The sequence below is a fragment of the Lederbergia wuyishanensis genome (assembly GCF_022900255.1).
GTDB classification, from domain to species: Bacteria; Bacillota; Bacilli; order Bacillales; family Bacillaceae_C; genus Lederbergia; species Lederbergia wuyishanensis.
Genome location: NZ_JALIRM010000009.1, coordinates 138752 through 164171, shown reverse-complemented (window position 1 = coordinate 164171; position 25420 = coordinate 138752). Strand labels below are relative to the sequence as shown.

Annotated in this window: 19 protein-coding genes; 3 read left to right on the top strand and 16 right to left on the bottom strand. The window is 38.2% G+C overall.

The features are described from left to right. Nucleotides 1–19 precede the first annotated feature (19 nt). The 8 genes from MT489_RS13210 to MT489_RS13175 form a co-directional block, all read right to left on the bottom strand. The gene (locus tag MT489_RS13210; protein WP_244682033.1) at nucleotides 20–1624 is read right to left on the bottom strand and encodes an alpha-L-arabinofuranosidase C-terminal domain-containing protein; all 1605 of its coding nucleotides are present in this window, start codon (nucleotides 1622–1624) and stop codon (nucleotides 20–22) included. A gap of 236 nt (nucleotides 1625–1860) precedes the next feature. Further along, a complete protein-coding gene (locus MT489_RS13205; protein WP_244682032.1) occupies nucleotides 1861–2796 on the bottom strand; it encodes a carbohydrate ABC transporter permease in 936 nt (311 codons plus the stop codon). Between the two features lie 43 nt (nucleotides 2797–2839). Continuing rightward, the gene (locus MT489_RS13200) at nucleotides 2840–3799 is read right to left on the bottom strand and encodes an ABC transporter permease (protein ID WP_244682031.1); all 960 of its coding nucleotides are present in this window, start codon (nucleotides 3797–3799) and stop codon (nucleotides 2840–2842) included. Between the two features lie 154 nt (nucleotides 3800–3953). Beyond that, nucleotides 3954–5552 (bottom strand): type 2 periplasmic-binding domain-containing protein, encoded by a 1599-nt coding sequence (locus tag MT489_RS13195; RefSeq protein WP_244682030.1) that lies wholly within the window; start codon nucleotides 5550–5552, stop codon nucleotides 3954–3956. Nucleotides 5553–6281: 729 nt separating this feature from the next. Further along, a complete protein-coding gene (locus MT489_RS13190; protein ID WP_244682029.1) occupies nucleotides 6282–7910 on the bottom strand; it encodes a response regulator transcription factor in 1629 nt (542 codons plus the stop codon). Next, nucleotides 7903–9651 carry a sensor histidine kinase gene (locus MT489_RS13185; RefSeq protein WP_244682028.1) on the bottom strand — a complete coding sequence of 583 codons (1749 nt, stop codon included), beginning with the start codon at nucleotides 9649–9651 and terminating at the stop codon, nucleotides 7903–7905. The genes MT489_RS13190 and MT489_RS13185 overlap by 8 nt, the downstream gene beginning before the upstream one ends. Before the next feature lie 1128 nt (nucleotides 9652–10779). After that, complete coding sequence (gene pdxA / locus MT489_RS13180) at nucleotides 10780–11778, bottom strand: 4-hydroxythreonine-4-phosphate dehydrogenase PdxA (protein WP_244682027.1); 999 nt, start codon at nucleotides 11776–11778, stop codon at nucleotides 10780–10782. Further along, nucleotides 11771–13012: a four-carbon acid sugar kinase family protein gene (locus MT489_RS13175; protein WP_244682026.1), complete on the bottom strand. Its 1242-nt coding sequence runs from the start codon at nucleotides 13010–13012 to the stop codon at nucleotides 11771–11773. The genes pdxA and MT489_RS13175 overlap by 8 nt, the downstream gene beginning before the upstream one ends. A gap of 207 nt (nucleotides 13013–13219) precedes the next feature. Between MT489_RS13175 and MT489_RS13170 the strand changes: the two genes are divergently transcribed. Next, entirely contained in the window at nucleotides 13220–14839 is a 1620-nt protein-coding gene (locus tag MT489_RS13170; RefSeq protein ID WP_244682025.1) for a SulP family inorganic anion transporter, read from the top strand. A 4-nt stretch (nucleotides 14840–14843) separates the two neighbouring features. Here MT489_RS13170 and MT489_RS13165 read toward each other — a convergent pair whose 3' ends face one another. Then, the gene (locus MT489_RS13165; protein ID WP_244682024.1) at nucleotides 14844–15110 is read right to left on the bottom strand and encodes a DUF2087 domain-containing protein; all 267 of its coding nucleotides are present in this window, start codon (nucleotides 15108–15110) and stop codon (nucleotides 14844–14846) included. A gap of 129 nt (nucleotides 15111–15239) precedes the next feature. On the opposite strand from MT489_RS13165, the gene MT489_RS13160 reads away from it, so the two are divergent. Beyond that, complete coding sequence (locus MT489_RS13160; protein WP_244682023.1) at nucleotides 15240–17378, top strand: MMPL family transporter; 2139 nt, start codon at nucleotides 15240–15242, stop codon at nucleotides 17376–17378. Nucleotides 17379–17420: 42 nt separating this feature from the next. Here MT489_RS13160 and MT489_RS13155 read toward each other — a convergent pair whose 3' ends face one another. Continuing rightward, nucleotides 17421–18215, bottom strand: a complete 795-nt coding sequence (locus MT489_RS13155) for a phosphotransferase family protein (protein ID WP_244682022.1) — start codon at nucleotides 18213–18215, stop codon at nucleotides 17421–17423. A gap of 143 nt (nucleotides 18216–18358) precedes the next feature. Between MT489_RS13155 and MT489_RS22465 the strand changes: the two genes are divergently transcribed. After that, nucleotides 18359–18532: a helix-turn-helix domain-containing protein gene (locus MT489_RS22465; RefSeq protein WP_370876425.1), complete on the top strand. Its 174-nt coding sequence runs from the start codon at nucleotides 18359–18361 to the stop codon at nucleotides 18530–18532. Between the two features lie 38 nt (nucleotides 18533–18570). On the opposite strand, the gene MT489_RS13150 is transcribed toward MT489_RS22465, so the two are convergent. The 6 genes from MT489_RS13150 to MT489_RS13125 form a co-directional block, all read right to left on the bottom strand. Beyond that, nucleotides 18571–18933, bottom strand: coding sequence for a cupredoxin domain-containing protein (locus MT489_RS13150; RefSeq protein WP_244682021.1), 363 nt, complete (start codon nucleotides 18931–18933; stop codon nucleotides 18571–18573). A gap of 233 nt (nucleotides 18934–19166) precedes the next feature. Beyond that, nucleotides 19167–22295 (bottom strand): MMPL family transporter, encoded by a 3129-nt coding sequence (locus MT489_RS13145; RefSeq protein WP_244682020.1) that lies wholly within the window; start codon nucleotides 22293–22295, stop codon nucleotides 19167–19169. After that, the gene (locus MT489_RS13140; protein WP_244682019.1) at nucleotides 22295–22747 is read right to left on the bottom strand and encodes a MarR family winged helix-turn-helix transcriptional regulator; all 453 of its coding nucleotides are present in this window, start codon (nucleotides 22745–22747) and stop codon (nucleotides 22295–22297) included. Before MT489_RS13140 ends, MT489_RS13145 begins: the two co-directional genes overlap by 1 nt. A gap of 162 nt (nucleotides 22748–22909) precedes the next feature. Beyond that, nucleotides 22910–23062: a hypothetical protein gene (locus MT489_RS13135; protein ID WP_244682018.1), complete on the bottom strand. Its 153-nt coding sequence runs from the start codon at nucleotides 23060–23062 to the stop codon at nucleotides 22910–22912. Nucleotides 23063–23128: 66 nt separating this feature from the next. Continuing rightward, nucleotides 23129–23683, bottom strand: coding sequence for a nitroreductase family protein (locus MT489_RS13130; RefSeq protein ID WP_244682017.1), 555 nt, complete (start codon nucleotides 23681–23683; stop codon nucleotides 23129–23131). 282 nt (nucleotides 23684–23965) lie between these two features. Then, entirely contained in the window at nucleotides 23966–25261 is a 1296-nt protein-coding gene (locus tag MT489_RS13125) for a pyrimidine-nucleoside phosphorylase (RefSeq protein WP_244682016.1), read from the bottom strand. Nucleotides 25262–25420: the final 159 nt, after the last annotated feature.

Here is a 25420-nt window from a genome sequence, read left to right as displayed (position 1 = left end):
ATTTATCTTTTGGACACGTTTATTTCTCTAGTCGAATTACATTCCATGAGAGTTTCTTCGCAACAGCGGTCACTCTGCCGCTTTCCATTTTCGTATTCCCATTGATTGAAGGCTTGATCACCTCCTGATCTTTGAAGCTATTGCCTTTTTCCAAATCATCAGAGTACATCTCGACATGCTCAGCGAGTTTATAGCCTTCGAATCCACGGACGTCCAAGCTGATCTCAATATCATCTTCTACCGCCCGGTTAATCAAAAAGATGCAGACCTCATCCTTTTCCTCATTGTGAATAACAGCGGCTTCGATCGCCTGAACGTTTTCATAGGCGGGGCACTGATTGGAGCCTGTGAGGGCAAATTGCTCAGTATTAAATGTTGGCCCACTGACCACTGGCAGAATCGAAATGCCGTCGCGTGCCATTTTGTTCATCTGGTAGAAGGGATAATAGGCTGCGTTTTTCCATACATGTTCGCCATTGAAAGCCAAGGCGTTTCGAATACCGCCGGTCATGCAGCCAATTTTGATTCGATCCGCGTGACGAAGGAAAGTTAAAAGCACAGAAGCCATGGCAAGGGCATTCAGCATTTGATGATTGGTGCCATATTTGCTATCAACAAAATGCTCGGGGTCATATTTTGTAAATACATTGTCTCTGGGGGCAAACTGGAAAAAGCTCTTTGAAACGTCCTGCCAGCCTCTGCGCCCGAAGAGAACCTCGCCCTGTTTGCCAAAGTTTACACCGTATTCGTCGAAGGAGATGTACATTTTCTTAGGGATTCGCAGCTTGGTCTTTAAATAGTCGCAGATAGAAATACTCGTCTTGATGTAATCCTCGAAGACAGAGGAGATGTTGAGATAGTTGGCTATGTCGCCCTCTGGCGCGGAGTGGTAATGATGCAAAGATATGTAGTCAACGGATTCATAGCATTGTTCTAGCGCCGCCATCTCCCATTCTGGGAAATGTCTGTTATGGTCGGAGGTGCCTGCAAAAACTGTTTCCGCCTTGTTATCAATCCATTTGACTACCTTGGAAATCTCGTGGGTGCGGATGCCAAAACCGACCGGGTCTTTTTCCCATGAGCCGATCTGCCAATGGCCATCCATTTCATTACCGAGGTACCAAGTCTTGACGGGATAAGGGTCGGGATGTCCATTTTTCCTGCGCAGTTCAGACCAATAGGTCCCTCCCGGATGGCGGGTATACTCAACCAAGTGTGCAGCGCTTTTAACATCTTCTGTACCGAGGTTAATGGTGTACATCGGTTCTGTACCGACACGTTTGGTCCACTCGAGATACTCATCGTGACCAATAATATTCGGCTCAATCTGGAACCAAGCCAAATCCAACTGCGCCTTACGGTTTTCGATTGGTCCGATGGAATCCTTCCAGTCCCAGCCCGATACCCAATTTCCCCCTGGAAAACGAAGGGCAGGCAAATCAAACTCTCTTACAGCATCTATGATATCCTGGCGAAACCCAATATCATCCGCAGTTGGGTGCTTGGGATTGTAGATGCCCCCATAAACCCAACTGCCTATTGGTTCAAGGAACGCGCCAAATAGACGCTTATCGACCTCACTAATCTTATAATCTGGATGAACAGTAACCTTTGCTTTCTTCATGGATTAACCTTCTTTCTTCTATTAAGTTGTTTCCACGTACGGTCCGCTACTCATCGCCCTCCTGACTTTACGCGGTAGGACTACATAAAATAACTCCAGATTATTTATACTTTTATGTAAAGCATCTCATCGTATTAGCATTTTTGTACGACTTGCGTTTCAACGGTATTGATTGCCCACGGAAAATTATCTAGGAAATTCTCCTTCTTCACATTTGCAGTATTTTTAAATCCTTATTACTTAATTGCACCGACCGTCATACCCTTAACAAAGTATTTTTGCAAGAAAGGAAATACACACATAATAGGAAGCATCGTGACTATAACCGCAGCCATTTTCATGCCCTCTGAAAATTTTGCATCCGTTACTAGACTTGATGCATTCATCTGCTGACTGATTTGGGAATCAATAACAATTGACCTTAATGCTAGCTGCAATGCAACTAGATTGTTATCCCTAATGTAAATCATGGCATGAAACCATTCGTTCCAACGATCCACCGAATAGAAAAGTATCATCGTGGCTATGATTGGCATAGAGATGGGCAACACGATGCTTAACATGACTCGCCATTCCCCAGCCCCGTCTATCTTAGCTGACTCCATGATTTCGATAGGTAGAGACCTGAAAAAATTCATCATGATAATCAAATAAAAAGTATTAATCCCATAGTTAAACACCACTGACCATATCGTATTAATTAAATGTATGTCTTTCATCAACAGGTACATGGGTACAATCCCACCAGAGAACAGCATAGTAATGACCACAAAATAAATAAAAGACCGCTTGAATGGAAAGTCGGGTCTGCTCAGTCCGTAGGCCATGGTAGTAGTTAAAAACATGTTGAGCGGTACACCTAACAAGACAAACAGCGAGGTCGTTCGAAAACCGATCCATATCCGTCCATCTTGAAACAAAGCCTTATAGTTTTCGAATGTCGCTTCCATCGGAAACAACAGCAAAGTAGATTTCAGATATTCCTCTTGGGTTGAAAATGATACTGCAATAACATAAATAAACGGCATTATAATGGCGAGACCGAGAAAGGTAAGAATCACAAACAAGACAACATCCAATGTTTGTATTTTCGTGTGTTTCCTCCTGCCATGTTTCACGAAAATCGGTTTACCAAGATTATTTGTTTTCGATACAGGTTTACTCTCTTCCATATTCCCAATCCTTTCTAAGATAGATGTATCAGTAGCCGCTCAATCATCCCCTAACCTTTTTCCGTGGCGAAGGGAAAAGTCCTTCCGAGCCCAGCCATTTACAGACACGATCAGCGAATAACAACAAAGCAAAGTTGACGATAGATCTAAACAAGCTTACTGCACTTGAGAAAGAGAAATCAGCAGCGGACTGGAAAGTGATTCGATAAATATACATGTCCAAAATTTCTCCGGCCCTAGCCGTTGCCGCATTGCTAATATTGAAAATTTGATCAAAGCCCATATTCATTAGATTTCCGACGCTCAAAATCAACATGACCACAATGGTGCTTTTTATACCAGGTAGCGTGATATACCACATTTGCTGCAAACGGGTCGCACCATCAAGTTGGGCAGATTCATATTGTTCCGTATCAATCCCTGAGATTGCGGCCATATAGATAATCATGAACCATCCAGACGACTTCCAGTTCTCGGTAATATACAATAAGGGCAAGAAGGTATCCGTACTTCCGAGGAAATTGATCGTATTGAAACCGAGCAATTTGATAATCCCGTTTACCATCCCACCAGAATTTAAAACATTAATCATGATACTAGCCACGATTACCCATGATAAAAAGTGCGGGAAGGTGTAAATCGTCTGCAATGTTTTTTTATATCGACCAAGACGTATTTCATTCAACAATAAAGCTAAAATAATTGGAACGGGGAACTGAAACACGATCCGCCCCGCGTTAATCCACAACGTCTTCCAAACCGATTCCATAAATGCAGGATCTCTAAAAACATAAACAAAATTCTCTAATCCAATCCAAGGACTGCCAAAAATGCCTAGACTCGCTTTATAGGTTTTAAACGCCAAAGATAAACCATACATCGGAATGTAAGCAAAAATCACATACCATATGACTCCCGGCAACAAAAGGAAGTATATATCTCTTGATTTCCATATTTGGCGAGTCAAGGATCCATTCCCTTTGAACTTTACTGTTTTTTCCATATTTGAACTCCTACTATCAATATTTGTATACACTACCAGACCCCCTAAAGTTGGAGACGTTAATCCTATATAAACATCAAAAGTCCGGGCGAATCAGTACGATTCGCCCAGTTACTGAATTTATACATCCAATTTAAATAAAAACTATTATGAATTATTTTGCATTCAGTTCATCCAGAACAGGCTGGATCAATGACATATTCGATTGAACCCAGTCATTCCAGTTTTTTTCCAAATCACCCGATTTCGTTACAAGGTTTGCGTACTCCGTTACGTAATCAAGTTGAGCTCTTTTCATGCTCGGGGAATCATGGGTATAAATAGTCCAGTCCATTTTTGGGAAAGTTTCGGGTGTACCCAATTTTGTTCTGTCTTCATAAAGCTGCTTTGATATTTTTCTGATTCTTTCGTCCGTATTGGGGTTATCGAATGCAAAATCGTCAAATAGGATCGTGCTACCTAAAAGATAGCCCCATGATGGGTATTTTCCGTCAGTACCGGCAAGCGGCTTTCCCTCCGTTTTTTCGTCATAGAGAGATACGATTTCGTCATCGTTACCATAAGTCCAGTCTTCTTCCGGTAGACCCATATTAGTTATGACATAACCTTCCCGGGTCGCATTATAGTCAAGAACATCCATATAGCGCTCAAATTTTTCATCTGAGATGTCCGGGTTAAAGATGATCGTACCCCAGAAATTGATTAGGTCTCTTTGATGAAAATGACCATCTTCCCCCACTACAGTAGCCATGTGAATATTTTCATAAGGATCACCGATATTTGCCTGGAACTCATTAAAAACTGTCTGAAGATTTGATGTCGGCGCTTGGGTGAATACAGCACCTGCATGTCCAGTTATTCTAAATTGTTGATCATGTTCCTCATTTTGCACCGTGTAGAATTCCGGACTCAGCACACCAGCGTTGTAAGCTTCTTGGAACAATTTAAGCCCTTTCAATGTATCATCAGAAGCACCACCCCATTGATACTCACCGTTTTTATCCTGATAAAAGCTATTCCAATATGTGCTGTTTCTCGCAATAAATAGCTCAACAGCATGATTTGTATTCTCTGCAAGCGGAATTAATCTGTCTCCTACAGCTCCCGGATCCTTTTCCTTGATTAATTTACCAAATTCAATAATCTCTGAGGTCGTATAGGAAGGCTTGATTGGGAAACCCACAGCTTCAGCCCAGTCTTTTCGCAAATACAAGGATTGATGGTTTGCCAATGGATCTCCAGGCAGGTTATCCATAAAACGAGCCCTTGGAATGAAATAAGTACCCCCAAACATCTCTTCTATTTTAGGTCCGAGTGTTGTTTTTTCATAAACCGCCGCTACATTAGGCCAACGAGTTTTCCAGTCGTCAGGGAACTTCTTGATTAGCCCCTGATCTACATAAGTAGCTGCATCTGCGTGAATATAATTGTACACAGCAATATCCTGCATATCTCCAGAGTTAATCCAAATACGAAGTCTTTCATTCCAGTTATCCCAATTAAGCGCTGTCACTTCCATGCTGTAATTGAACTTATCGGAGTAATACTTGGCTAAGCCGTCCCCTGCCGTGTAATCAAAACCCTCTATACCCTGTACGGACGCCATCGTAAACGAGACATGCGATAAGCCTTTTTCATCATCACCAGAAGATTGATTACTTGAACCACTCTTCGACTTTTCCGAACATGCCGAAACGATAAATACCATTACTAATACTGTAACAATCCATAGCCATTTCTTCGAAAAGTGCATATTCCATCCCCCTTGTTTGTTTATAACACTTTAGATAAAGGCGCCTTCATATAAAACAACAAGCTATCTTAATTAAAACAGTTAATCATTCCGTCAAATTCTAGTTATCCTTATTTGAAGATACTACTCGAGCTTTCCCTCCCTATTAATACTTTTTATATTTATAGATTAAGCGCAAATATGAAAGCGCCTTCATGACTTAATTATGTCAAGTAACGTACTCAAAATAAATGTGCATTTCTTTATAATTCACACAAATTTTTATATCTTAAATAAAATACGTTACTGACTTATCATTATTCGAGGAATAGATTAAGAAAATGCTTGATTAGGATTTACAGTTTCTCTTTCTCTACTATACTGCAACACTGTTAAATGAATTGAAACAAGAGGGGCTGTAGAAACGATACGCATACGCAAGTCACTATAGATATATAAAGAAGGTAGTAAGATTTCTTTAGGGGTGTTGTCTAAAAAAGCACTAAAAAGATAAAGCAAGTGGGAGACCCCCGTTTGCAAATGTTCAAAGGTTCCTTTTCAATGCACATTTTTGAAAACACAATGAAATTAATGGGAATTTCAGCTTACCAATCAAAAGCCACTGCACCTAAACGACTTTAACTATTAGTAATATTTCATTTCAATCCCTGATAGTTGTTGATATCAAAGGATATTTTTATACATTTTATCTAAATTAAAAAATTCTCACTTCCTTAACTAATCATCATTCTAACTTACAAGCACATTCTCTCGATATTCTTTTGGTGTCATTCCGGTAACCTTTTTAAAAAAGCGAGTAAACGAATGAGCAGAAGTGTAGCCTACGTTAGCTGCTATTTCCCGTATTTTTAAATCTCTATCTCGCAAAAGCTCTTTCGCTTTTCTTATGCGGCATTTATCGATATACTCTGATAAATTGCTTCCACACTCCTGTTTGAAAAAATACGATAAGTAAGAGGGATTGAAATAAAAAGTCTCTGCTAGCCGAACTAAGGATAGATCCTCACCTAAATTCCTTTCGATGTATTGACAGATTCTATCTATCACTTGGGAGGATCTATCCCGTTCATCCGTTTGTTTAATTTTAATTATTCCCTCGGCTATTGCTCTCAAAAAGTTGAACCCTTCTTTCATAGAAGGGTGATCGTCTAAACGCAATAGCATTTCATAATTATAGATTCTGCTGTTCCACCCTTGTCGGTTAATGTAAGAATATAGTACAAGTGCTATTGAGAAATAAGTTTCGATAGTTTTTTGAACATTTCCATATAAATTCGTTGAAGCAACCAATTCCTCCAGGTCATCAAGAAACTCCGTTGCTCTGTTTGCTTCAAGATGAGCAGCAATAACTTCGATTTTATGAGTTGGAACAAGTCCTTCATTATTAGAGTTTTCATCAATTTGGTCTGAGTAATCCCACAATATAACAGGAATGTCATCTCCCATTTTTAGCTGTTGAACCCGATGAAGACGTTCATAATTCTGAGCTATAGCCTCCCATTTGCAGCATCTACCGCTTACGGTAAATCCTAAAGTTATCCCTAGGGAAGTAAGACATTCCTTTTGGATAAGTTCAAGTGTGCCTTCTAAATATCGTAGTAAGTGATGTTCAACCACATCTTCAGCATTGGGAATCGGTTGTATAAACCATAACATGTCGCCAAATTTATCAGTAATTCCGATACTACACGTTTTATCTGACAGATGGTAATCCCACTTGGCCCTAACTGAAGAGAGGATATCACATCTTTCGGTATACGTCTTTCCTTTTGGAAAAGTTAAACGACTAAGAACCATCAATACATTCTTTTTTGGATCCAAAGCCATATTCAATTTTTTAAAATCATCGTTCAACGCTTCTCGATCCGAACAAATAGCTTTACTATTTTGCAACAGAAGTCTCATGAAATCACCTTGAGCCATGAATTCATAAGCATATACCTGCTCTCGTGACTGTTTCAATAATTGACTTTCGAAATTATTCAGTTGGATTTCTTTTATGACTTCCATGACGGTATCTATTACCTTGTCGAATCCTTCAGTTTTCAATAAATACCTAACATTTGTCATTTGAATAGCCTGATAAGTATATTCAAAATTACTATGTCCAGTTAGAAAAATTACTTTACATCTTGACCAATAAGCCCGAACCCTATCAATCAACTCCAGACCATTTAACCCAGGCATTGCGATATCGGTGAGAACGATATCGATTCTCGTGCGCGACATCCACTCTAAGGCCTCTTTACCCGAGTAAGCTTTACAGACATCAAGCTGCTCTGGCATGAGGCTGCTAAACACTTCATACAATCCATCCGTTATAATTTCTTCATCATCTACAATTAATAGTCTATACATCGTTCCCCTCCTCCTTTAACTTGATTCGAATTGTAACTTTTAGACCATTTAGCGTACTTCTTGATAAGAACAAACCACTTCCTTCTCCATAGGTCAATGCAATTCTTCGATGGATATTAATAATACCTGTCATCTCCTGTAATTCATTTATATTGGCAATACGAGAACCTAATTTATGAATCTCTTCATCACTTAATGTGTCTCCATTATCCTCCACAACGATAGAAACAATGTCACCTCGCTTTTCAAAGCTTACTCGAAGAAAGCCCTCATCTGGCATTTTCTCGAGGCTATGCTCATATGCATTCTCAATAATAGGCTGTACGATCAACCTTGGCACCTTAATTAGTTCCAATTCCTTAGGCAATTCATCGAATAGTACGCTAATGCGCCTTGAGAACCGAAGATTTTGGATTTCCGTATACATTCGCGCGTGTTTAATTTCTTCCATTAACGTTACATTGCTTTCCCCATTACGTGTAATAAATCTAAAATATTCCCCAAGCATTTTGGTAAATAACTCGATTCGCTCAATATCCTCAATTTTAGCGAGTGAATTTAATATGAAGAAACTATTATACAGAAAGTGAGGATTAATTTGGGACTGCAGTTGTTTTAACTCAGCCTCTTGCATCATCAACTTAAGCTTGTAATCTCGATCAATGAGCTTTTTCAATTTAATTAACATATTATTATAGCGATCATAAATGAATCCGAATTCATCCTCTTTTTTATGTACAATTGGAATGTTCAAATCCCCGCCTTCCATTCTCTTGAAACCTTCTACAAGACGTAATAAAGGTCTATGAACTAGCTTATAAGTCGAATAAGAATAAATAACTATTGCAACAATTGAGGCAAAAGCGAACACCCATGCCCATTTACTAAACTTATTAAGCGGTCTTCTGACCATCTCTTCCGGTATAAATTTGACAACAAATAGTCCCAATTCTTCAGAATGCGCTTTGTCGGTATGATAATTCTCTACTTCAACATCCATTATCTCCGTAAATTCACTTGAACCTTTAACAACACTAAGGAAGCTTTGTATAATATTGCTGGACTCCTCACCGGTAGCTAATATCTCTCCCCAATCTTTAGAAATCAAAAAAGTACCGCTCTCAGAGTAAATATTTAAGGTATCTAGGTCACCCCTCAACCTATCATTATTTAACTCAATTTGAATTACGAAAAGTGGTTTTCCTACTTCCCACCCGCCAAACATTAGCGTCATGAGACTCAAGGAATCCCCTTGCTTGATAATCCGACTTTTAGTACCTTGAATACAAGCAAGAATGCTTTCGTACCGTACATGATTAAACTCTTGAACAGAATTAGTGGCTGAAAAAGTCTTATCAATCGATGGAATATGTATAGAGACATCCTTAATAAATGGACTAGTATTCTTAATTGAAGTCAGCCGATGCAGTAAATAAGTAATGCTTATCTTTTTTTCGTAATTATCCATTACCTCCCAAGCTAGTGCCATTTTTTGCAATTCCTTATCCGCTAATATATCGAATTGTTGAATTTCAATCCATTCAATTTCGCGATTCAAATCCTCCAAGTAGGTATTTAATTGAACAATAGTATTTCTGGATATCTCTTGGCTTGCATTGTTATAACTCCAGTTATATAAATATATTCCGAGTAAGATGATGGGAAGGATAACAATGATATATATAACAAGGAGTCTCACAAATATAGTTTTATGTAATGAATTTGCAGGAATGTTAAACAAATAACCCCCTCCAAAGCTAATTGAATCAATAGCAAGTATATTGATATATTGGAAATTGCTACTTTAATAGTTTACCTCTTAACTTTTTTAAAGAACTTTTTTGAAATAGCACAAGTTGTCTTCTTCTGTCATTTCGGATCTACCCATCCCCTCCATTCTTTTACACTTTTCTAATTCACCGATAGGACTTCCTAGTATAATATTCACAAAAGTATCTTACATAAGGTCATTCAGTATCGGTTTCATTTAGATTACAATTAATTTGTTTCCACAAAACAATCTTACAGCAGCTGATTATTCTTGATATGCCCCTAGATTCTCCAATATCTAAAAGGAATAAAAATAGATAATCCCCACACAAAGTAGGGAGTGTTGTAAGAAACTTCATATTCTGCTGGTTTACCTCAATTTTTTCTCAATGTAGGTTAAGACGATCACCCTTCCCAAGAAAGCCCTTTCATATAATATATACGCCACAAATTTGTAATTTCCTTTTCCCATGAGGTTTATAGGGAATGCTTATTCCAATAAGGTTTTGATTCGTTTCTATAAAGGCGATAAATCGCAAAGCCGTCAAACAGGTGGAATAGGAATGGTTTATCCACTTTTTTCATAGAGTCGTATGAAGTAGAATTGATGCGGTAAAGTCAATTGGGGAGAGGAACTGCGTTGGATGATTTATTTACCAAAAAAGGAGTAAGTAAAAATTATTAAAAGACATTAACTACGCAATTAAAAATATTCTTACTCATTTTTATGAAAACTATGGTAGGATTAAAATCATGTTCAATCAAGACCTAAAGTTTTTTTCATCATAGCGTACACAAAAATCAAACTGTGTGAGTTATTTACTCACACAGTTAATCACTTTATTTGATAAAAGGCCATTTCATAGAGATGTTACTACATTTTAATTTATTTAAGCATAGATAGCCTTCCATTAATGTTTATTGAGAGAAAGCATTTTATTATGATTAAAGCTTGAATATTAATATTCCATAAATCCAAGAATTGAAACTATAAAGATGTAAAATATATTAATTTTAATTGAATAAATGGTTTTGGATAAAAATTAACTTTTTCATTTATTGATATCCATTTTAAGATATAGGAAGCGGCTTTTTTTGTTTATTCCTTTCCTTTCGGCACCAATCCCACCGCCTGCCGAATTGCTTCCATCAAACTTCTCTCGTCAGCAATTCCTTTTCCTGCTATATCAAAAGCCGTTCCATGATCCACACTTGTTCTAATGATTGGAAGCCCGACTGTAATGTTGACACCTGCATCCAGTCCAAGTACTTTTACAGGGCCATGTCCTTGATCGTGATACATTGCTACCACTACATCAAAATCACCACGCACAGCACGGAAAAATAAAGTATCAGCTGGTAATGGACCGACAGCGTCAATCCCTTCTCCTTGTGCTTTTTTTACAGCTGGGATAATTTTTTCTTCTTCTTCGCCATAACCAAAAAGGCCACTTTCTCCTGCATGGGGATTGATTCCACAAACCGCAATCTTTGGTTGCTCAATTCCTGCACGTGTTAAGGTATCATTTGCTAAACGAATGACCTCAAACACTCTTTGCGGATTAATCATCTTTATTGCATCAATAATTCCGACATGGGTCGTTACATGGATGACACGCAGATTAGGTGCTGATAGCATCATAGAAAAATCTTTCGTATTCGTTAGGTCAGCCAATATCTCAGTATGACCTGGATATGTATGCCCCCCTTTATGAAGTGCTTCCTTATTTAATGGCGCTGTACAAATAGCATCAATTTCCTTATTTAATGCCAGCTCCACTGCCTTCTCCACGAATTTATAAGCAGCATGGCCAGATTCGGCGGAAACTTGTCCAATTGGTAAATTTTTTGGCAAGAGGTCTAGATCATAACAATTTATTACATTCGGTGAAAATCCCGCCTGATTCAATGTAGAAATTGAACGAATATCCATATCAGAGTGTATAAACGTTTTCGCACGTTCAAGAATTTTTGCATCCCCGATCACAATTGCGCGGCAAATATCATGGATCTCCGCATGACCCAAACTTTTTAAAATGATTTCAGGCCCAACACCTGCAGAGTCACCCATTGTAATGCCAATAATAGGTTTAATCATCTTTACCACTGTCCTTTAAAAAATGTAATGCATGTTTCAAGGTATATTTCGTACCAAATCCTCCTGCTTTCGTAACTGCCCATAATTCTCTCTTGTATCCTAGTAACTTTCCAAATGGCAAACCTGCCTCTACTTCAGTGAATAATACTATTTCAACAATCCCAAGTTTCGAGCAAACCGCTCTTGCGGTATCACCACCTGTTAAAAACAGCCCTTGGACGGATTCAATATTTTCACAAATTGCCAACGCCATCTCGCCAAGTCTCTCAACAATCTGCTCACTTATCGCTAAAGCTTGCACATAATGATATCTTTCGTTGGAAACTACATATAAAAAGATATGTTCAATTTCAGGCCGATTTTGGATATTATTTAATATCGTTTCCATATCGATAGATTGTTTTAATATTTGGAGCACGTCTACTTTAATAGTATATGTATTCGGCATTCTCTCTGCTTCGCGAAGTTGTTTCCGAGTAACATTTGATAAACTTCCGGAAATCGTTAATGTTTTTCCAATGGAGTATTTAGGCATTTCAAGTAGTTGAGAAGTTTCCAACCTTAGCCTAGATGGTAAATATTCTATTAAACCTGCAGATCCTGCCCAAACAATCTTTAATTCTGTTTTCAACAATTTATCAATGATTTCTGTAAAATCGGTATCCTTTTCTACGTCAAATACAATCCAATTTTCACCTAAATTAATTCTTTGTATAAATTCTTCATCTGTTTTTCGCAAGATTTCCGAATTATATACCACCGCTCTTTTCTTCGCTTCTATATAGAGGAGATCAGGAATATAACTCACTTTCACCGGAGTTTTTGGATCTTTTGCAAATTCTGTTTCACTAATGATTTCTCCATTGATATAATGATGACCTTCTTTTGTAATCCGTCCTAATTTAGGGAAAGCAGGTACGATCACAACAATATCTGGCTCATATACTTTTTCAACAGCCAATAATTCAATTCCTATATTACCTCTTAGTGTAGAATCAATTTTTTTGTAAATATGAGAAACCCCAGAACGAAACATGTATTGGGCAGCCTTTAAAACTCTAGTATAAGCTTCAGAAGGCTCTAGAGATCGACTGTTTGTATCGATCACTAATACATCATTATTCTCATTTAACTGGATTCCCACCGAGGTTCGCAAACCCTTTTTTGCCAACTGAACTCCTGAATCATTTGCTCCTGTAAAATCATCCGCAATTATACCGATTTTGTTATTCATTATAAACACACCCTTTAATGAATGAACTATGCCTTAAGTATAATACTATTTTCCAAGAAAAATCTTTATTATTCCTTTTATTTTTCACTACTTTTAAAGCAATGAACCATTGAATTTATATCAGTTCCATGATAAAATGAAATTTGTTCACTAGTATTATAATGTTGTTATTTTTTTATAAAAAATGAAATCAAGGGTGGAGTTAACATGTTTGCTGTTAATCGTTTGCGCGATTATCAGCCCGCGAGCCTCCGCAAAGACTTCATTTCTGGGATAACTGTCGGTATTGTGGCCATTCCTCTTGGGATGGCTTTTGCCATGGCGTCGGGTGTTAAGCCGGAATATGGAATTTACACGACAATTATCGCGGGATTGCTTGTTTCTTTGCTCGGTGGTTCTCGCTTTCAAATTGCTGGTCCTACGGGAGCATTTATTCCAATTTTACTCGCAGTCGTGCTTCAATATGGATATGAGAATTTGTTGGTAGCGGGTTTAATGGCGGGAGTTTTACTCGTCATTATGAGTTTTTTCCGACTTGGAAGTTTAATTCACTTTATTCCGCGATCTGTGACAATTGGTTTTACAACTGGGATTGCTGTCATTATTTTCTCTGGACAGCTAGGAAATTTCTTCGGTCTTACGGGGCTTGAAAAGAAGGAATATTTCCACGAAAATATGCTTGAGATTTTCCGACATTTTCATACTTTAAATGGATTTAGCATTCTAACAGCGATTATTGGACTAATTACGATTATTGTTGTACCTAGAATTTCAAAGCGGATTCCTGTTTTACTGGTAGGACTCATTATACCCACCGTAGTCTCGGTCTTGTTTTATCCAAGCTATGTTGAAACCGTTGGTACTGCCTTCGGTGGTATTCCGCAATCATTGCCAGACTTCAAGTTTCCAGAGATTACACTTGGAAAAATTGGTGAGTTGTGGGTACCCGCTCTTATCATTGCGGCATTAGGGGCTATTGAATCTCTCCTATCTGCAGTAGTTGCGGATGGAATGACGAATGAAAAACATCATTCAAATCGGGAGCTGTTTGGACAAGGAATTGCCAATATTGTTGCACCGCTTTTCGGAGGAATTCCTGCCACTGGAGCAATCGCTCGAACTGCCACAAATATTAAATCAGGTGCTGTTAGCAGACTTTCTGGGATCATTCATAGCCTTTTCGTTTTAGGGACATTACTGCTTTTTGCTCCATATGCCTCTCACATTCCACTTGCAGCAATGGCGCCGCTTTTAATGTTTGTTGCTTGGAACATGGCGGAGTTAAAGTCATTTAAACAACTTTTAAAGCTGAAAACGAGTGATTCGGTCGTTCTCGTTACAACATTTATACTCACCGTTTTTGTTAATCTTACAGTAGCTGTCCAAGTAGGAATATTACTTGCCATTCTTTCTTTTATTAAAAAGAAAAGTGAAATGCTGCAAGTGAATCAAAAACAAGATGCTTTGGATTTAACATCACATTTTCGCTATAAAACGTTTACGATTAAAGGACCGTTATTTTTCGGAACAGCCCAAGCATTTGAACATCTTCTTAAATCATCGCTTGAAAGTCCGCCGAGAGTTATTATTTTAAATATGTCTGAAGTTACAACCATCGATGCGACAGGTGAGGAAAAGCTTGCTTCCTTCATTAAAAACTTTAGAAAGTCTGGTGGCACAGTATTAATTTCTGGCTTACCAGATTGGGGAATGGAGCTATTTCAAAAAAGCGGGTTAGTCGATGAGCTTGGACATGAATCATTTTATATAGATGAAGAAAGTGCTACAGGGTCAGTTCCCTACCACCTAAAAGCGGTAGGGGATTGACCCCTTATTTTTTCCAGTATTCTCTACCATCAAGCGTTCTGTCCAACCACTTATTTTCAAATAATTCCCGTCTTAATAGAGCAGAATCATTAAATGTATGCCATTCGTCCAATATCGCATTTACTTCTTTTTCTGAGTAAGTACGCCCCTCTTCGAATTTTCCTGCTAAAAATTCAACAGCTACCAACTTCCTGCTTCGCTTGGCTGGCCAAGACTTTAACTGCCCCTTTTCATTAAAAAAACCTTTTATGTCTTCTAGCGGATTCGTCACTCGAAACCCTCTCTTTCGTTTTATATAAAACTATCATAATTTCCTAAATTGACACTGGCAATCATTGGATAACTTGTTGTACTTTCGATATGATAATAACAGCGAATTTATTTTTTAAGGGGACATATAATGAATAAACTCGGAGAAATAACTTTTAAGTATAGAAAACTTGTTTTAACTATCTGGTCTTTCGTGTTTTTATTTTCAGGATTTTTTGCCTTAAAGCTACCTTCCGTATTAGGTGGAAGTGGCTTCGAGTATGATGGATCATATAAAGAAGTTGAAAAGATAATGGATGAAGATTTTAATATTCCAGCTTCATCCTTAATATTACTGTTTGAAAAAAGCAACGATGCTACAGAGCAAGATTTTAAAGAGTACATAGAAGATACGTTGACTCGAATAAAAGAAGTTAAAAATGTAGAAATACAGCAAGCTTCACCACAAATCAAAGACGACCGGGCTTTCATCATTCTTTCTTTTAACAATAAATATCAGATGTCCCAAAATATAGAAAATGTACGTGGCAAGCTAAAAGATGATAATACATTTTCAGTTGGTTTAACAGGAAGAGCTGTCATTGAAGAGGATATGAATCAGGCGGCACAGCAAGATTTAGTGCGTGCTGAACTTATTGGGATTCCGATTGCGTTAATAATACTATTGCTAGCTTTCCGCGGTGTAATTGCGGCTCTCATTCCGCTAATCACGGGATTTGTCAGTGTTGTTGTTGCTATGGGAATGCTTTATTTCACCGGACAAAAAATAGATCTTTCTATATTTGTTCTTAATACTGCCCCTATGATAGGACTTGCGCTAGGGATTGACTTTGCACTTCTTTTTGTGAATCGGTTCCGGGAAGAATTAGACATGAAAGCAACAGATGCAGCCATAGCAAAATCGGTTGCCACATCTGGAAGAGCCATTCTTTTTTCAGGATTTTGCGTGCTACTTGGATTAATTGGAATGTTATTTATTCAAGTTGGGGTCTTTCAGTCTGTCGCTATAGGGGGAATTGCGGTTGTTTTTACTTCCGTTCTTGCAGCAAATACATTTTTACCAGCGCTTCTATCCGTTATTGGTCCACATATTAATAAGTGGATGATTTTAAAAAACAGTAACGGAAAGGAGAGTAGTTGGCATACATTTGCTCGTTATGTGATGAAAAGGCCAGTTTTAATGGCACTCGTTGCAACGATTATACTCATTACTGGCTTGCTTCCGGTTAGTGATATGCGATTGGCCATTCCAGAGGCCGATGCATTGCCAACTTCATATGAATCACGTACAGCCTTTGAAAAATATAAAGAAACCTTTGGGGATACAGAAAAAACGATTGTGTATATTGTTACAAAAAGCAATGAGGATATGACAGAAAAAGATTCGCTGGAAAAGTTGGAGAATGTCGTGAACGAGATTAAAACGGACCCTCTAACAGTAGAAGTGGATTCCATTTTTTCCGCAACACAAATGTCGGCTGATGAATTAATTGCTGCATCTAAAGTTCCTGAATTACAATCTCAATTGGTTCCCGCTTTCGAAAAGCTAACCAATGGTAAAGAGGCACTGCTTCAAGTTAAATTAAATGCAAAAAACTCTTCTCCAAAAGCAAAAGATTGGGTGAGGGATTGGGAGAAAAGGAAAACAGATCTTTCATTAAAAGTTGGTGGGGAGTCAAAGTTTCATCAGGAAATTTTCGATGAAATTATAAATAAAATCGTTTATAGTTTGGCTTTCATCTTAATTTCAACTTATATCGTATTGTTTATTGCGTTTCGCTCAGTGCTAATCCCATTAAAGGCCATTTTAATGAATGTGCTTAGCTTAGGATGTACCTTTGGGATTATCGTTTGGCTTTTCCAAGAGGGACACCTCGGATTCCATCAATCGGATATCGCGTTAATGATTCCCGTTTTTGCTTTTAGCATTGTATTTGGATTAAGTATGGACTACGAAGTATTCCTTATTTCCCGAATTTATGAGATTTATCTCGAGACGGGGGATAATGACAAAGCTACGTTAGAAGGGTTGATTTCTACAAGTAAAATCATTACTTCAGCAGCGGCGATTATGATTGTTATTACAGGAGCATTCGGTTTTACTGGTATTATCCCAGTTCAACAAATGGGTGTCACGATTGCATTAGCCATATTTATTGATGCCACCATTGTCCGGATGGTGTTAGTTCCGTCATTAATGAAGCTTCTTGGAGATGTAAACTGGTGGTCTCCATTTCATAAGCGACACCGAGTTAGACAATATGGGTAAGAAAAATGGAGCGAGGTGGTACAACCCCCGCTCCATTTTTCCTTATAAAAACTCATATACACCATTTGCGAAATACTCATATTCTTTTTCATTTAATATCGTTTCCCCATATCCCTCAAAAAAGACCATTCTATCTTCTTCACTTGTAAAAAAAGTTTCTTCTGGTTGGATGGCTAGGGCAACATCCAACCTCGGATCCCCGTATGCTCCCCCACTCCAATCGATGACGGCTGCTATTTTCCCATCGTGAACAAGAACGTTATCGACGGTAAAATCACCGTGGATGAGAGTCTGCTTTATGTTCTTTGGTTTTTCTTTTCTCAATTGCTCCAGAAGTTCAGGCGTACCATCTAAATCATAAATCTGTAATTCTATTTCAGCCTTATCAAAAATTTTATCCAGCCAAATGGTGTCTGGTTGATAGATTTTTTCCGGACATGTGGTTGAATGGATCTCCTTCAGTACCTTTCCAAATTGATAAATGAGGTTTCGTTTCTTTGCTCGATCTTTTTCCTTTTGTAACGCTTCTCCCATCGTTTCACCCTGTATAAAATTCATTAAAATCCAGGACTCGTTGAGTGCAGAATTCTTTTCAAATGCATGAATAACAGGAATAGGCAGATTCGTTTCGCTTAAACTTTTTAAAATAAATGCTTCTCGTTCAAGCCACCCAGCATATCGCGCTCCCTTAGATCGTTTTAAAACGAAAACCCCATTTTCCCCCTTTACAATCCCTACGTTTGACGTACATCCCTGCTCTGGAAACGTCATTTTATCTATTTTTCCTATTATGTTTAATAGATTTATAGGTATTTCCTGTTCAGCGATTGGAACCACATCGTTACCCCCGATTCAGTGTTTTCTTTATTATTCGCTGAATGGAAGAAAAGCGCAAGTACCATCCGGTAAAGATGTAAAGCAAAGAGCGCTCTCTTTCCTACTAAAGCTCGCAGAGGAGCATGGAGAGATGAAAGAAGAAAATACCATTATCATTATTTACCAATAACTCACCAAACTTTGCTAATTCCGTCGGCACAACGAGAGAAACGATCAATCGTCTCTTGAATCAGCTTGGGAAAGACAATATATTAAAAGTAGATCGAAACCGTATTGTTTTTCGTGATTTCGAAGTATTAAAACAACAATTAGTATGAAATTGAGGCCCTCCTTTGTTGGAGTGGCCTCAAATTTTTTATTCTACAATTAATTTCCCTACCATATCCCCATGGCCGGCACCGCAGAAAATGGAGCATTCATATTGAAACTCTCCTGCTTTATCTGCTACAAAAGAAATCGTTTTATCTCCTTGAACTTCTTTATTGTAACCATCAATCTTTACTGCATGGTTACCTTCAGAATTTTTGAGGGTAATTTTTACAGTGTCACCTTTATTTACTTTGATTTCTTTTAAATCAAAATCGAAGTTCGTTGCATCTATTGTGAATTCTTTTACCTCTCCATTTCCTTCGGCAGCGCCACTATCTTTGCTGCCGCAAGCACCTAATAAAAGAGCAGATAAAATTACTAAACACAAAGCTAACATCATTTTTTTCATATTGTTGACTCCTCCTTGAACTTTTATATTTCAAGTTTAGAATCAAAATGACACTCAAACTATGATATAAATCACACTTTTAAGAAAATGTTAACAGCATGACCTTATACTGGAATTCACCTTGAAGCATTGGTACGAAAGTGTTTCTTTATAAAAGAGCTTATTATGACGGATATTCGTTCACAATTTTGTTAAAAAAATCCCAAAGGAATAAACCTTTGGGACACAATTAGTTAACTATCTTTTTTTGGAATGAATGGCCACCAATTCGCTTTTCCTAGCATGTTGATTAACACTGGTACAAATAATGGTAGAACGATTAAAGCATAGAATAACAAACCTGTTAAGACGAGAGTAGCGATCTGCAGCATCGATAATACGCCTGATGGTAACATGGCGGCGAACGTACCTGCTAAAATAACGGCCGCACTCATAATGACAGTGCCCATATTTTTCATCGCGATCATGATGCCTGTTTTTACATCAAGTTCCCTATATTCGGAGAATCGATCCATCAAGAAGATAGAGTAATCAACCCCTAGGGCAATCAAGATAACGAAACCAAAGAAAGGTGTAACCCAGTTGATTCCAGGATAGCCTAAAATATTTACAAAAATTAATTCTGTCATCGCAATGGAAGAATAATAAGTTAATAGAAGCGATGCTATAATATAAATTGGCATAACGAGTGAACGTAGCAGAACGATCAAGATAATCACAATTCCAATCATCATGAACGTGACTGTTTTCGTGTAATCCAAATTGGACATCGTTTCAAGATCGTGGTTTATGCTCGTAACCCCGCCTATTCCTATATTTGCTTGTTCTAACTTCGTATTTTTCGTCGCATCTTTAACTGTTTTTTCAACTTCTGAAATCATATCCATCGATTTCTTTGAATATGGATTTGAATCGAGCACGATATCCATCGTCGTCATTTTACCGTCTTTTGACATGTAAATATCAAATACTCTTTGAAACTCTTTATCTGTTAAAAGTTCATCTGGAATATAGATGCCAGATTGCTGCATGTCAGTATCTTTAGCTAGTTTCGTTAAATAAGTTTCGGCTTCCCCGAACCCATCTTCAATTTTTCCAAGACCTTCACTACTTTGAGAAAGACCATCACTCAATTCATCAAGTTGGCCACCCATATCGCCAAATCCTGTTTTCAACTGTTCCTGACCTTTTGCAATATCACCTAGACCAGATGCAATGGCAGGAATTTGTTTAACGACTTGGTGCTGCCCATTCGAAGCCTGACCTAATCCAGTTTCTAGCTTCGCTAATCCGCCTGCAATTTCGTCTAAGCCTTTAGAAAATCCACCTAATCCGCTACTAATTTTAGCTAAGTTGGCGTTGGCTTCTTTAAGTCCCCCGTTTACCTTTTGCAGTTCCTCATTTAATGCGGAAACTGTTCCATTTGCGATTGCAGCTTGCTTAGCCGCTTCACCAATGATTGTTTGGATATCAGCTAAATTTGGATCATCTTGAATTTCAGGATGATTTTGTACTAGTTTTGTAAGTGGTTCCTGAAGCGACACAATCGTATTTTGTGTTCCTTGCAATAATGCGGGAACTTTTTCGTATTCACTAATTAGTTTGCCCAGACCAGCTTGGGCTTGCTCATAACCCTTCAATAATTGTGCTGTGCCCGCTTGAAGTTCACGCGCTTTTTTACTCGCTTCAGAAGCACCTTTTTTCAAATCTCCAGCACCCGTCGTGCCTTGACGAATTCCATTTTCAATAGTACTTAACGCAGTTTGCAGATCTCCAACTCCGGACTGCAATTTTTTCGTTCCGTCAGTTAGCTCCCCAATTCCAGCTGTCGCTTTTTCAATATCGGGCTTGGAATCTTTTATGGATGTAGCTGCTTCGTTCAGTCCATCTTTAATTGTGGAGATTCCTTGTGTTCCTTCGCCAATTCCTTTTCCAAGTTTATCTGCTTGATTTTTCACATAGAGGTCATCAATTTTATCACCTGTCGGCCGAGTGACACTGCGAACCTTACTTACATCGTCAAGATTCTCTAATTTTTGGCTGATTGATTCAATCAAAGTAACATACTCTTTCGTTTTCATAGAGTCGTCATTTTCAATTACTACCTGAATCGGCATGATTTCCCCTGGACCAAAGTTATCGGCTACTAGATTAAAACCTTTTACAGAGCCATAATCATCGCCAATTTCATCCAGCGAATTAAAGGACAGGTCACCATCGTAACTAATTAGAAGTGGTACAGTGAATAACGCTACAATCCCAAGTGCAATGAGCGGCCTTGTGATGGCGAGATTTCCCATCCAGCCCCACAGCCTGCTTTCAGAATGAGAGATGTTCTTTTTCACTGGCCAGAAAAGCACTTTCCTCAAAGTAGCCATGAAAAAAGGAACGATCGTAAAGAGAGCAATCATTAAAACAAAAACTCCAACAGCTACACCAACGGCTGATTGATAAAGTTTAAAAGTTGCAAAACCGATGGACGCGAAACCGATCATAACTGCTAGAGCACTAAAAATAACAGTTTTTCCCGCTGTTTTATACGTTGTAACGATAGCTGACTGAATATCGTGTCCATTCGAAAGTTCTTCCTTATAACGACTTAACAGTAAAATACAATAGTCAGTTCCAATTCCGAATAACACCGCAACCATAAACGTCTGGGTAAAATTCGAAACCGGGAAGTTCAGTTTATCAACTAAGAATGCGACAATCGTTTGGCTCACCAAATATGTCAATCCGACTGTCAAAAGTGGAATAAACGGAGCAACTGCCGAACGGAATACAAGCAAGAGGATCACCATAATAAAGATGACTGTGATAACTTCGGTTTTCGCAAGACCTTTTTCAGAGCTGATGATGACATCCTCTGTAATCAAGGAATTACCAGTCATATATGTGTCGACATTTTTAGTTTTGATCGCCTTGTCCAATACATCTCGGACATCCCTTATTTCTCTATCGCCCATTTTCACATCAAGCAAGGCTATGATTGTATTGCCATCTTTTGAAATAAGCTGATCTTTCAAGGCATCGTCATTAAAATGTGTAGTGATGTTCTGGATGCCAAGTTTTGATTTGTTGGCTTCGAGATTTTTCATCGTAATTTCAATATTAGAAAGCTCTGAATCAGAAAACTTTTTCTCGTCATGAAAAACAACGATATAGGCACTAGTTCCTTTTTCCTTTGAAGAGTGCTTGGCAATTATTTCCGAAGCGACCTTGGAAGGATAACCATCCGCCACTTCAAGTTGTCCTTTATCCCTTATAAGTTGAGCCATATTGGGGGAATTCAACATAAGAACGATAGCAGAAATAATCCAAATAGCTAGTATTGCCCATCTAAACCGAATGATTGACTTCATTATTCATCCCCCTTGTAATTCTCAATATAATCTGCAAGTTTGACATAAACATTAAGAAAGCTTTCCATTTCATCTTCCGGTATTTTTTTTACGATGGATTCAACGAATTCATTAATTTTATTCTCGAGATGCTCGTAATACTCCGTGCCTTTTTTTGTAAGGCGCAAATAAACATTTCTACGATCCTTTTCATCCCTTAGGCGCTCTACTAATCCTTTTTTTACAAGCTTTTCTACTCTTACCGTAATCGCACTTTTATGTACAAGCTGTTTTTCGGCGAGTTCAGAAGCACGAACTGGCCCCTTCATATAAAGTAACCTTACAAGAGTAAACTGCTCGAACGACAGCTCTTCCATTAATTGCGAAGACATTAAGGAAGTAATACTTTTCGATCCGTGTATAAAAATATCCATATAACGATCCAGAATAAGTTGGATTTTCTTTTTATCCATATTAGTTCACCTCATCAATAGTTGACCCACTAAACTATATTATAATTCATATGCGCGGTCAATGACGAAAATGTGAAAAACAATATAACAAAGAATAATAAGCACACTAAAGAGCAACCTTATCAACTAGCGATAAGGTTGCTCTTTTATCTTGATTCAATTTTACCCTCTTATCATCGGTATCAAATAACTAATAATAAACCACATGATGCCGAAGAAAATGATTAAATAGGCAGCGTATTTTATGAAAGTCGAAGCTACTTGGCTGGAATCAGACTTTCTTTCTGTTCTTTCAATTTCCTTATGCTCGTCCATGTTAATCTCTCCTCATTTAAGGGTCTTGTACCTGTAATACCCTTAAGTAGGAAAAGTAAACTATCGTTAAAAAGCAGCCATCTTTTCAGCGGGGTCTGTCCTTTTTCTAATCTTTCTTGCAGCTATTTCTTTATCAAAATATCCAATATTTAATACTCCAACAATTTTTTCGCCTGGGTGGACTCCAATTGCTTGACGGAATTTAGGATCATGTTTATGGACAGGCGTTTTCCAAACCATCCCTATTTCTTGTTCCCACGCAAGCAATTGCAGATTTTGAAGCATGCAGCTTGTTGCAGCAAAGTCTTCTTCCCAAACTTTTTGACGTGGATCCTCATTCATAATAACGACTAAAAATGCCGGGACATTGATAAATTTATTTCTTATGATTTCATGCTTGCCTTTTTCATGACATTGTAGAATGGCTTCAATGAAGTCTTCCTTACGATCTTTAGAAACGAAAATAAAACGCCATGGTTCGCGAACACCATGTGTGGGTGCCCAAACCGCATCTTTTAATAATGACAAAATAAGTTCTTGAGTGATCTCCTTATCGATATATCCGTTTTTAACCGAAGTCCTTTCACGGATTATATCTGCAATGGACTTAACTGCTAACATGGAGTACCTCCTTAAATAATAATGATAATCATTATCACTTATCATAACATTCAAATGTATTTTTGCAAGTAAGAAAAGCGGAAGGAAGGCAAAGAACGCAACTTCCTGTTGCAGGCTCAGGTAGCGACGTCCTGTCGCTTCGCCTGCACTAGTACATCCGTGTACGTCGCAACGCCTTCCTGACCCGCATCCTACGGGCCTCCGATATTTAACCTCAAGGGGGGGTGGCCCCTAAAGCAAGACAAGAAAAAAGAGTCCTCTTAAGAAGACTCACATCTTTCCTTATAAATTATAAATCAAAGGCATTGGAGAGGGTTTATCTTTAGAATAATCATATGCCTTCATTATCCGATTTATGACATCATCAACTTCTTCTGTATTACTGTATATTGTTGCAATCGACTCTCCTGCTTCAACTGCATCGCCAATTTTTTTATGTAATACAATTCCTACACTTAAATCAATTTCGGATTCCTTTGTTGCACGGCCTGCTCCTAAAAGCATCGCTGCTACTCCGATTTCATCCGCCACTATTCCACTAATGTAGCCACTTTCAGTAGAATTAACTGGGATTTGATATGTAGCTTGAGGTAGTTTAGTTACATCATCTACAACCGAAGGATCTCCACCTTGAGCCGATAAAAATTGTTTAAAAACTTGAAGAGCTTTTCCGTTAGCAATTACTTCTTCAAGCATAGTTCGTGCCTCTTCTTCAGAATTAGCTTTACCTGCTAAGACAACCATCTTGCTTCCAAGTACGAGACAAAGTTCATGCAAATCAGCTGGACCTTTACCTTGCAGTGTTTCGATTGCTTCTTTAACCTCCAAAGCATTTCCTACCGCATATCCCAGTGGTTGTTCCATATTCGAAATGACAGCGAGGGTTTTCCTTCCAACTTGGTTTCCAATTTCCACCATCGCATTCGCTAATTCCCTAGCATCATCGAGTTGTTTCATAAAAGCTCCCGCCCCAACTTTTACATCAAGAACTATGGCGTCAGCTCCAGCAGCAATTTTTTTACTCATGATTGAGCTTGCAATGAGAGGAATTGAATTTACCGTTGCTGTTACATCCCGAAGACTATAAATTTTCTTATCTGCAGGTGTTAAATTTCCAGATTGACCTACAACTGCAATTTTATTTTGATTGACCAGTTCAATAAATTGTTGTTCAGAAATCTCAACATGGAAACCTTGAACCGCTTCAAGTTTATCGATTGTTCCACCAGTATGTCCCAACCCACGACCTGACATTTTTGCAACAGGAATTCCGAGTGCGGAAACTAAAGGCGCAAGAATTAGAGTCGTCGTGTCACCAACACCGCCAGTCGAATGTTTATCGACTTTAACCCCTTCGATTCCGGATAAATCAATTTGATCCCCAGACTTCACCATTGCCATTGTCAATTTAGCCGTTTCGTTTGATGACATGCCTTGAAAAAATACCGCCATCAAAAAAGCAGACATTTGGTAATCCGGAATCTGTCCATTTGTATAACCATCAATGACAAAATGGATTTCTTCCTTCGATAAATGCTTTCCATCCCTTTTCTTTGCGATAATATCGACCATCCTCATTGTCACAAACACCTCTCTTTGTTTTAGGTTTATAGAGAAATTATTAGGTTAAACTGAACACAAAAGAAATCTTATACTATTTCATCTAATTATTAGTTTTTCCAGAAGGATTGTCAAAAAAACCACTTTACATCTTAAAAATCATCTACTATAATTACA

Bases quoted from the DNA above. Each gene is read 5' to 3' on its own strand.
- MT489_RS13210 (WP_244682033.1), bottom strand. From the start codon at position 1,624: ATGAAGAAAGCAAAGGTTACTGTTCATCCAGATTATAAGATTAGTGAG.
- MT489_RS13205 (WP_244682032.1), bottom strand. From the start codon at position 2,796: ATGGAAGAGAGTAAACCTGTATCGAAAACAAATAATCTTGGTAAACCG.
- MT489_RS13200 (WP_244682031.1), bottom strand. From the start codon at position 3,799: ATGGAAAAAACAGTAAAGTTCAAAGGGAATGGATCCTTGACTCGCCAA.
- MT489_RS13195 (WP_244682030.1), bottom strand. From the start codon at position 5,552: ATGCACTTTTCGAAGAAATGGCTATGGATTGTTACAGTATTAGTAATG.
- MT489_RS13190 (WP_244682029.1), bottom strand. From the start codon at position 7,910: ATGTATAGACTATTAATTGTAGATGATGAAGAAATTATAACGGATGGA.
- pdxA (WP_244682027.1), bottom strand. From the start codon at position 11,778: ATGATTAAACCTATTATTGGCATTACAATGGGTGACTCTGCAGGTGTT.
- MT489_RS13175 (WP_244682026.1), bottom strand. From the start codon at position 13,012: ATGAATAACAAAATCGGTATAATTGCGGATGATTTTACAGGAGCAAAT.
- MT489_RS13170 (WP_244682025.1), top strand. From the start codon at position 13,220: ATGTTTGCTGTTAATCGTTTGCGCGATTATCAGCCCGCGAGCCTCCGC.
- MT489_RS13160 (WP_244682023.1), top strand. From the start codon at position 15,240: ATGAATAAACTCGGAGAAATAACTTTTAAGTATAGAAAACTTGTTTTA.
- MT489_RS13150 (WP_244682021.1), bottom strand. From the start codon at position 18,933: ATGAAAAAAATGATGTTAGCTTTGTGTTTAGTAATTTTATCTGCTCTT.
- MT489_RS13145 (WP_244682020.1), bottom strand. From the start codon at position 22,295: ATGAAGTCAATCATTCGGTTTAGATGGGCAATACTAGCTATTTGGATT.
- MT489_RS13140 (WP_244682019.1), bottom strand. From the start codon at position 22,747: ATGGATAAAAAGAAAATCCAACTTATTCTGGATCGTTATATGGATATT.
- MT489_RS13135 (WP_244682018.1), bottom strand. From the start codon at position 23,062: ATGGACGAGCATAAGGAAATTGAAAGAACAGAAAGAAAGTCTGATTCC.
- MT489_RS13130 (WP_244682017.1), bottom strand. From the start codon at position 23,683: ATGTTAGCAGTTAAGTCCATTGCAGATATAATCCGTGAAAGGACTTCG.
- MT489_RS13125 (WP_244682016.1), bottom strand. From the start codon at position 25,261: ATGAGGATGGTCGATATTATCGCAAAGAAAAGGGATGGAAAGCATTTA.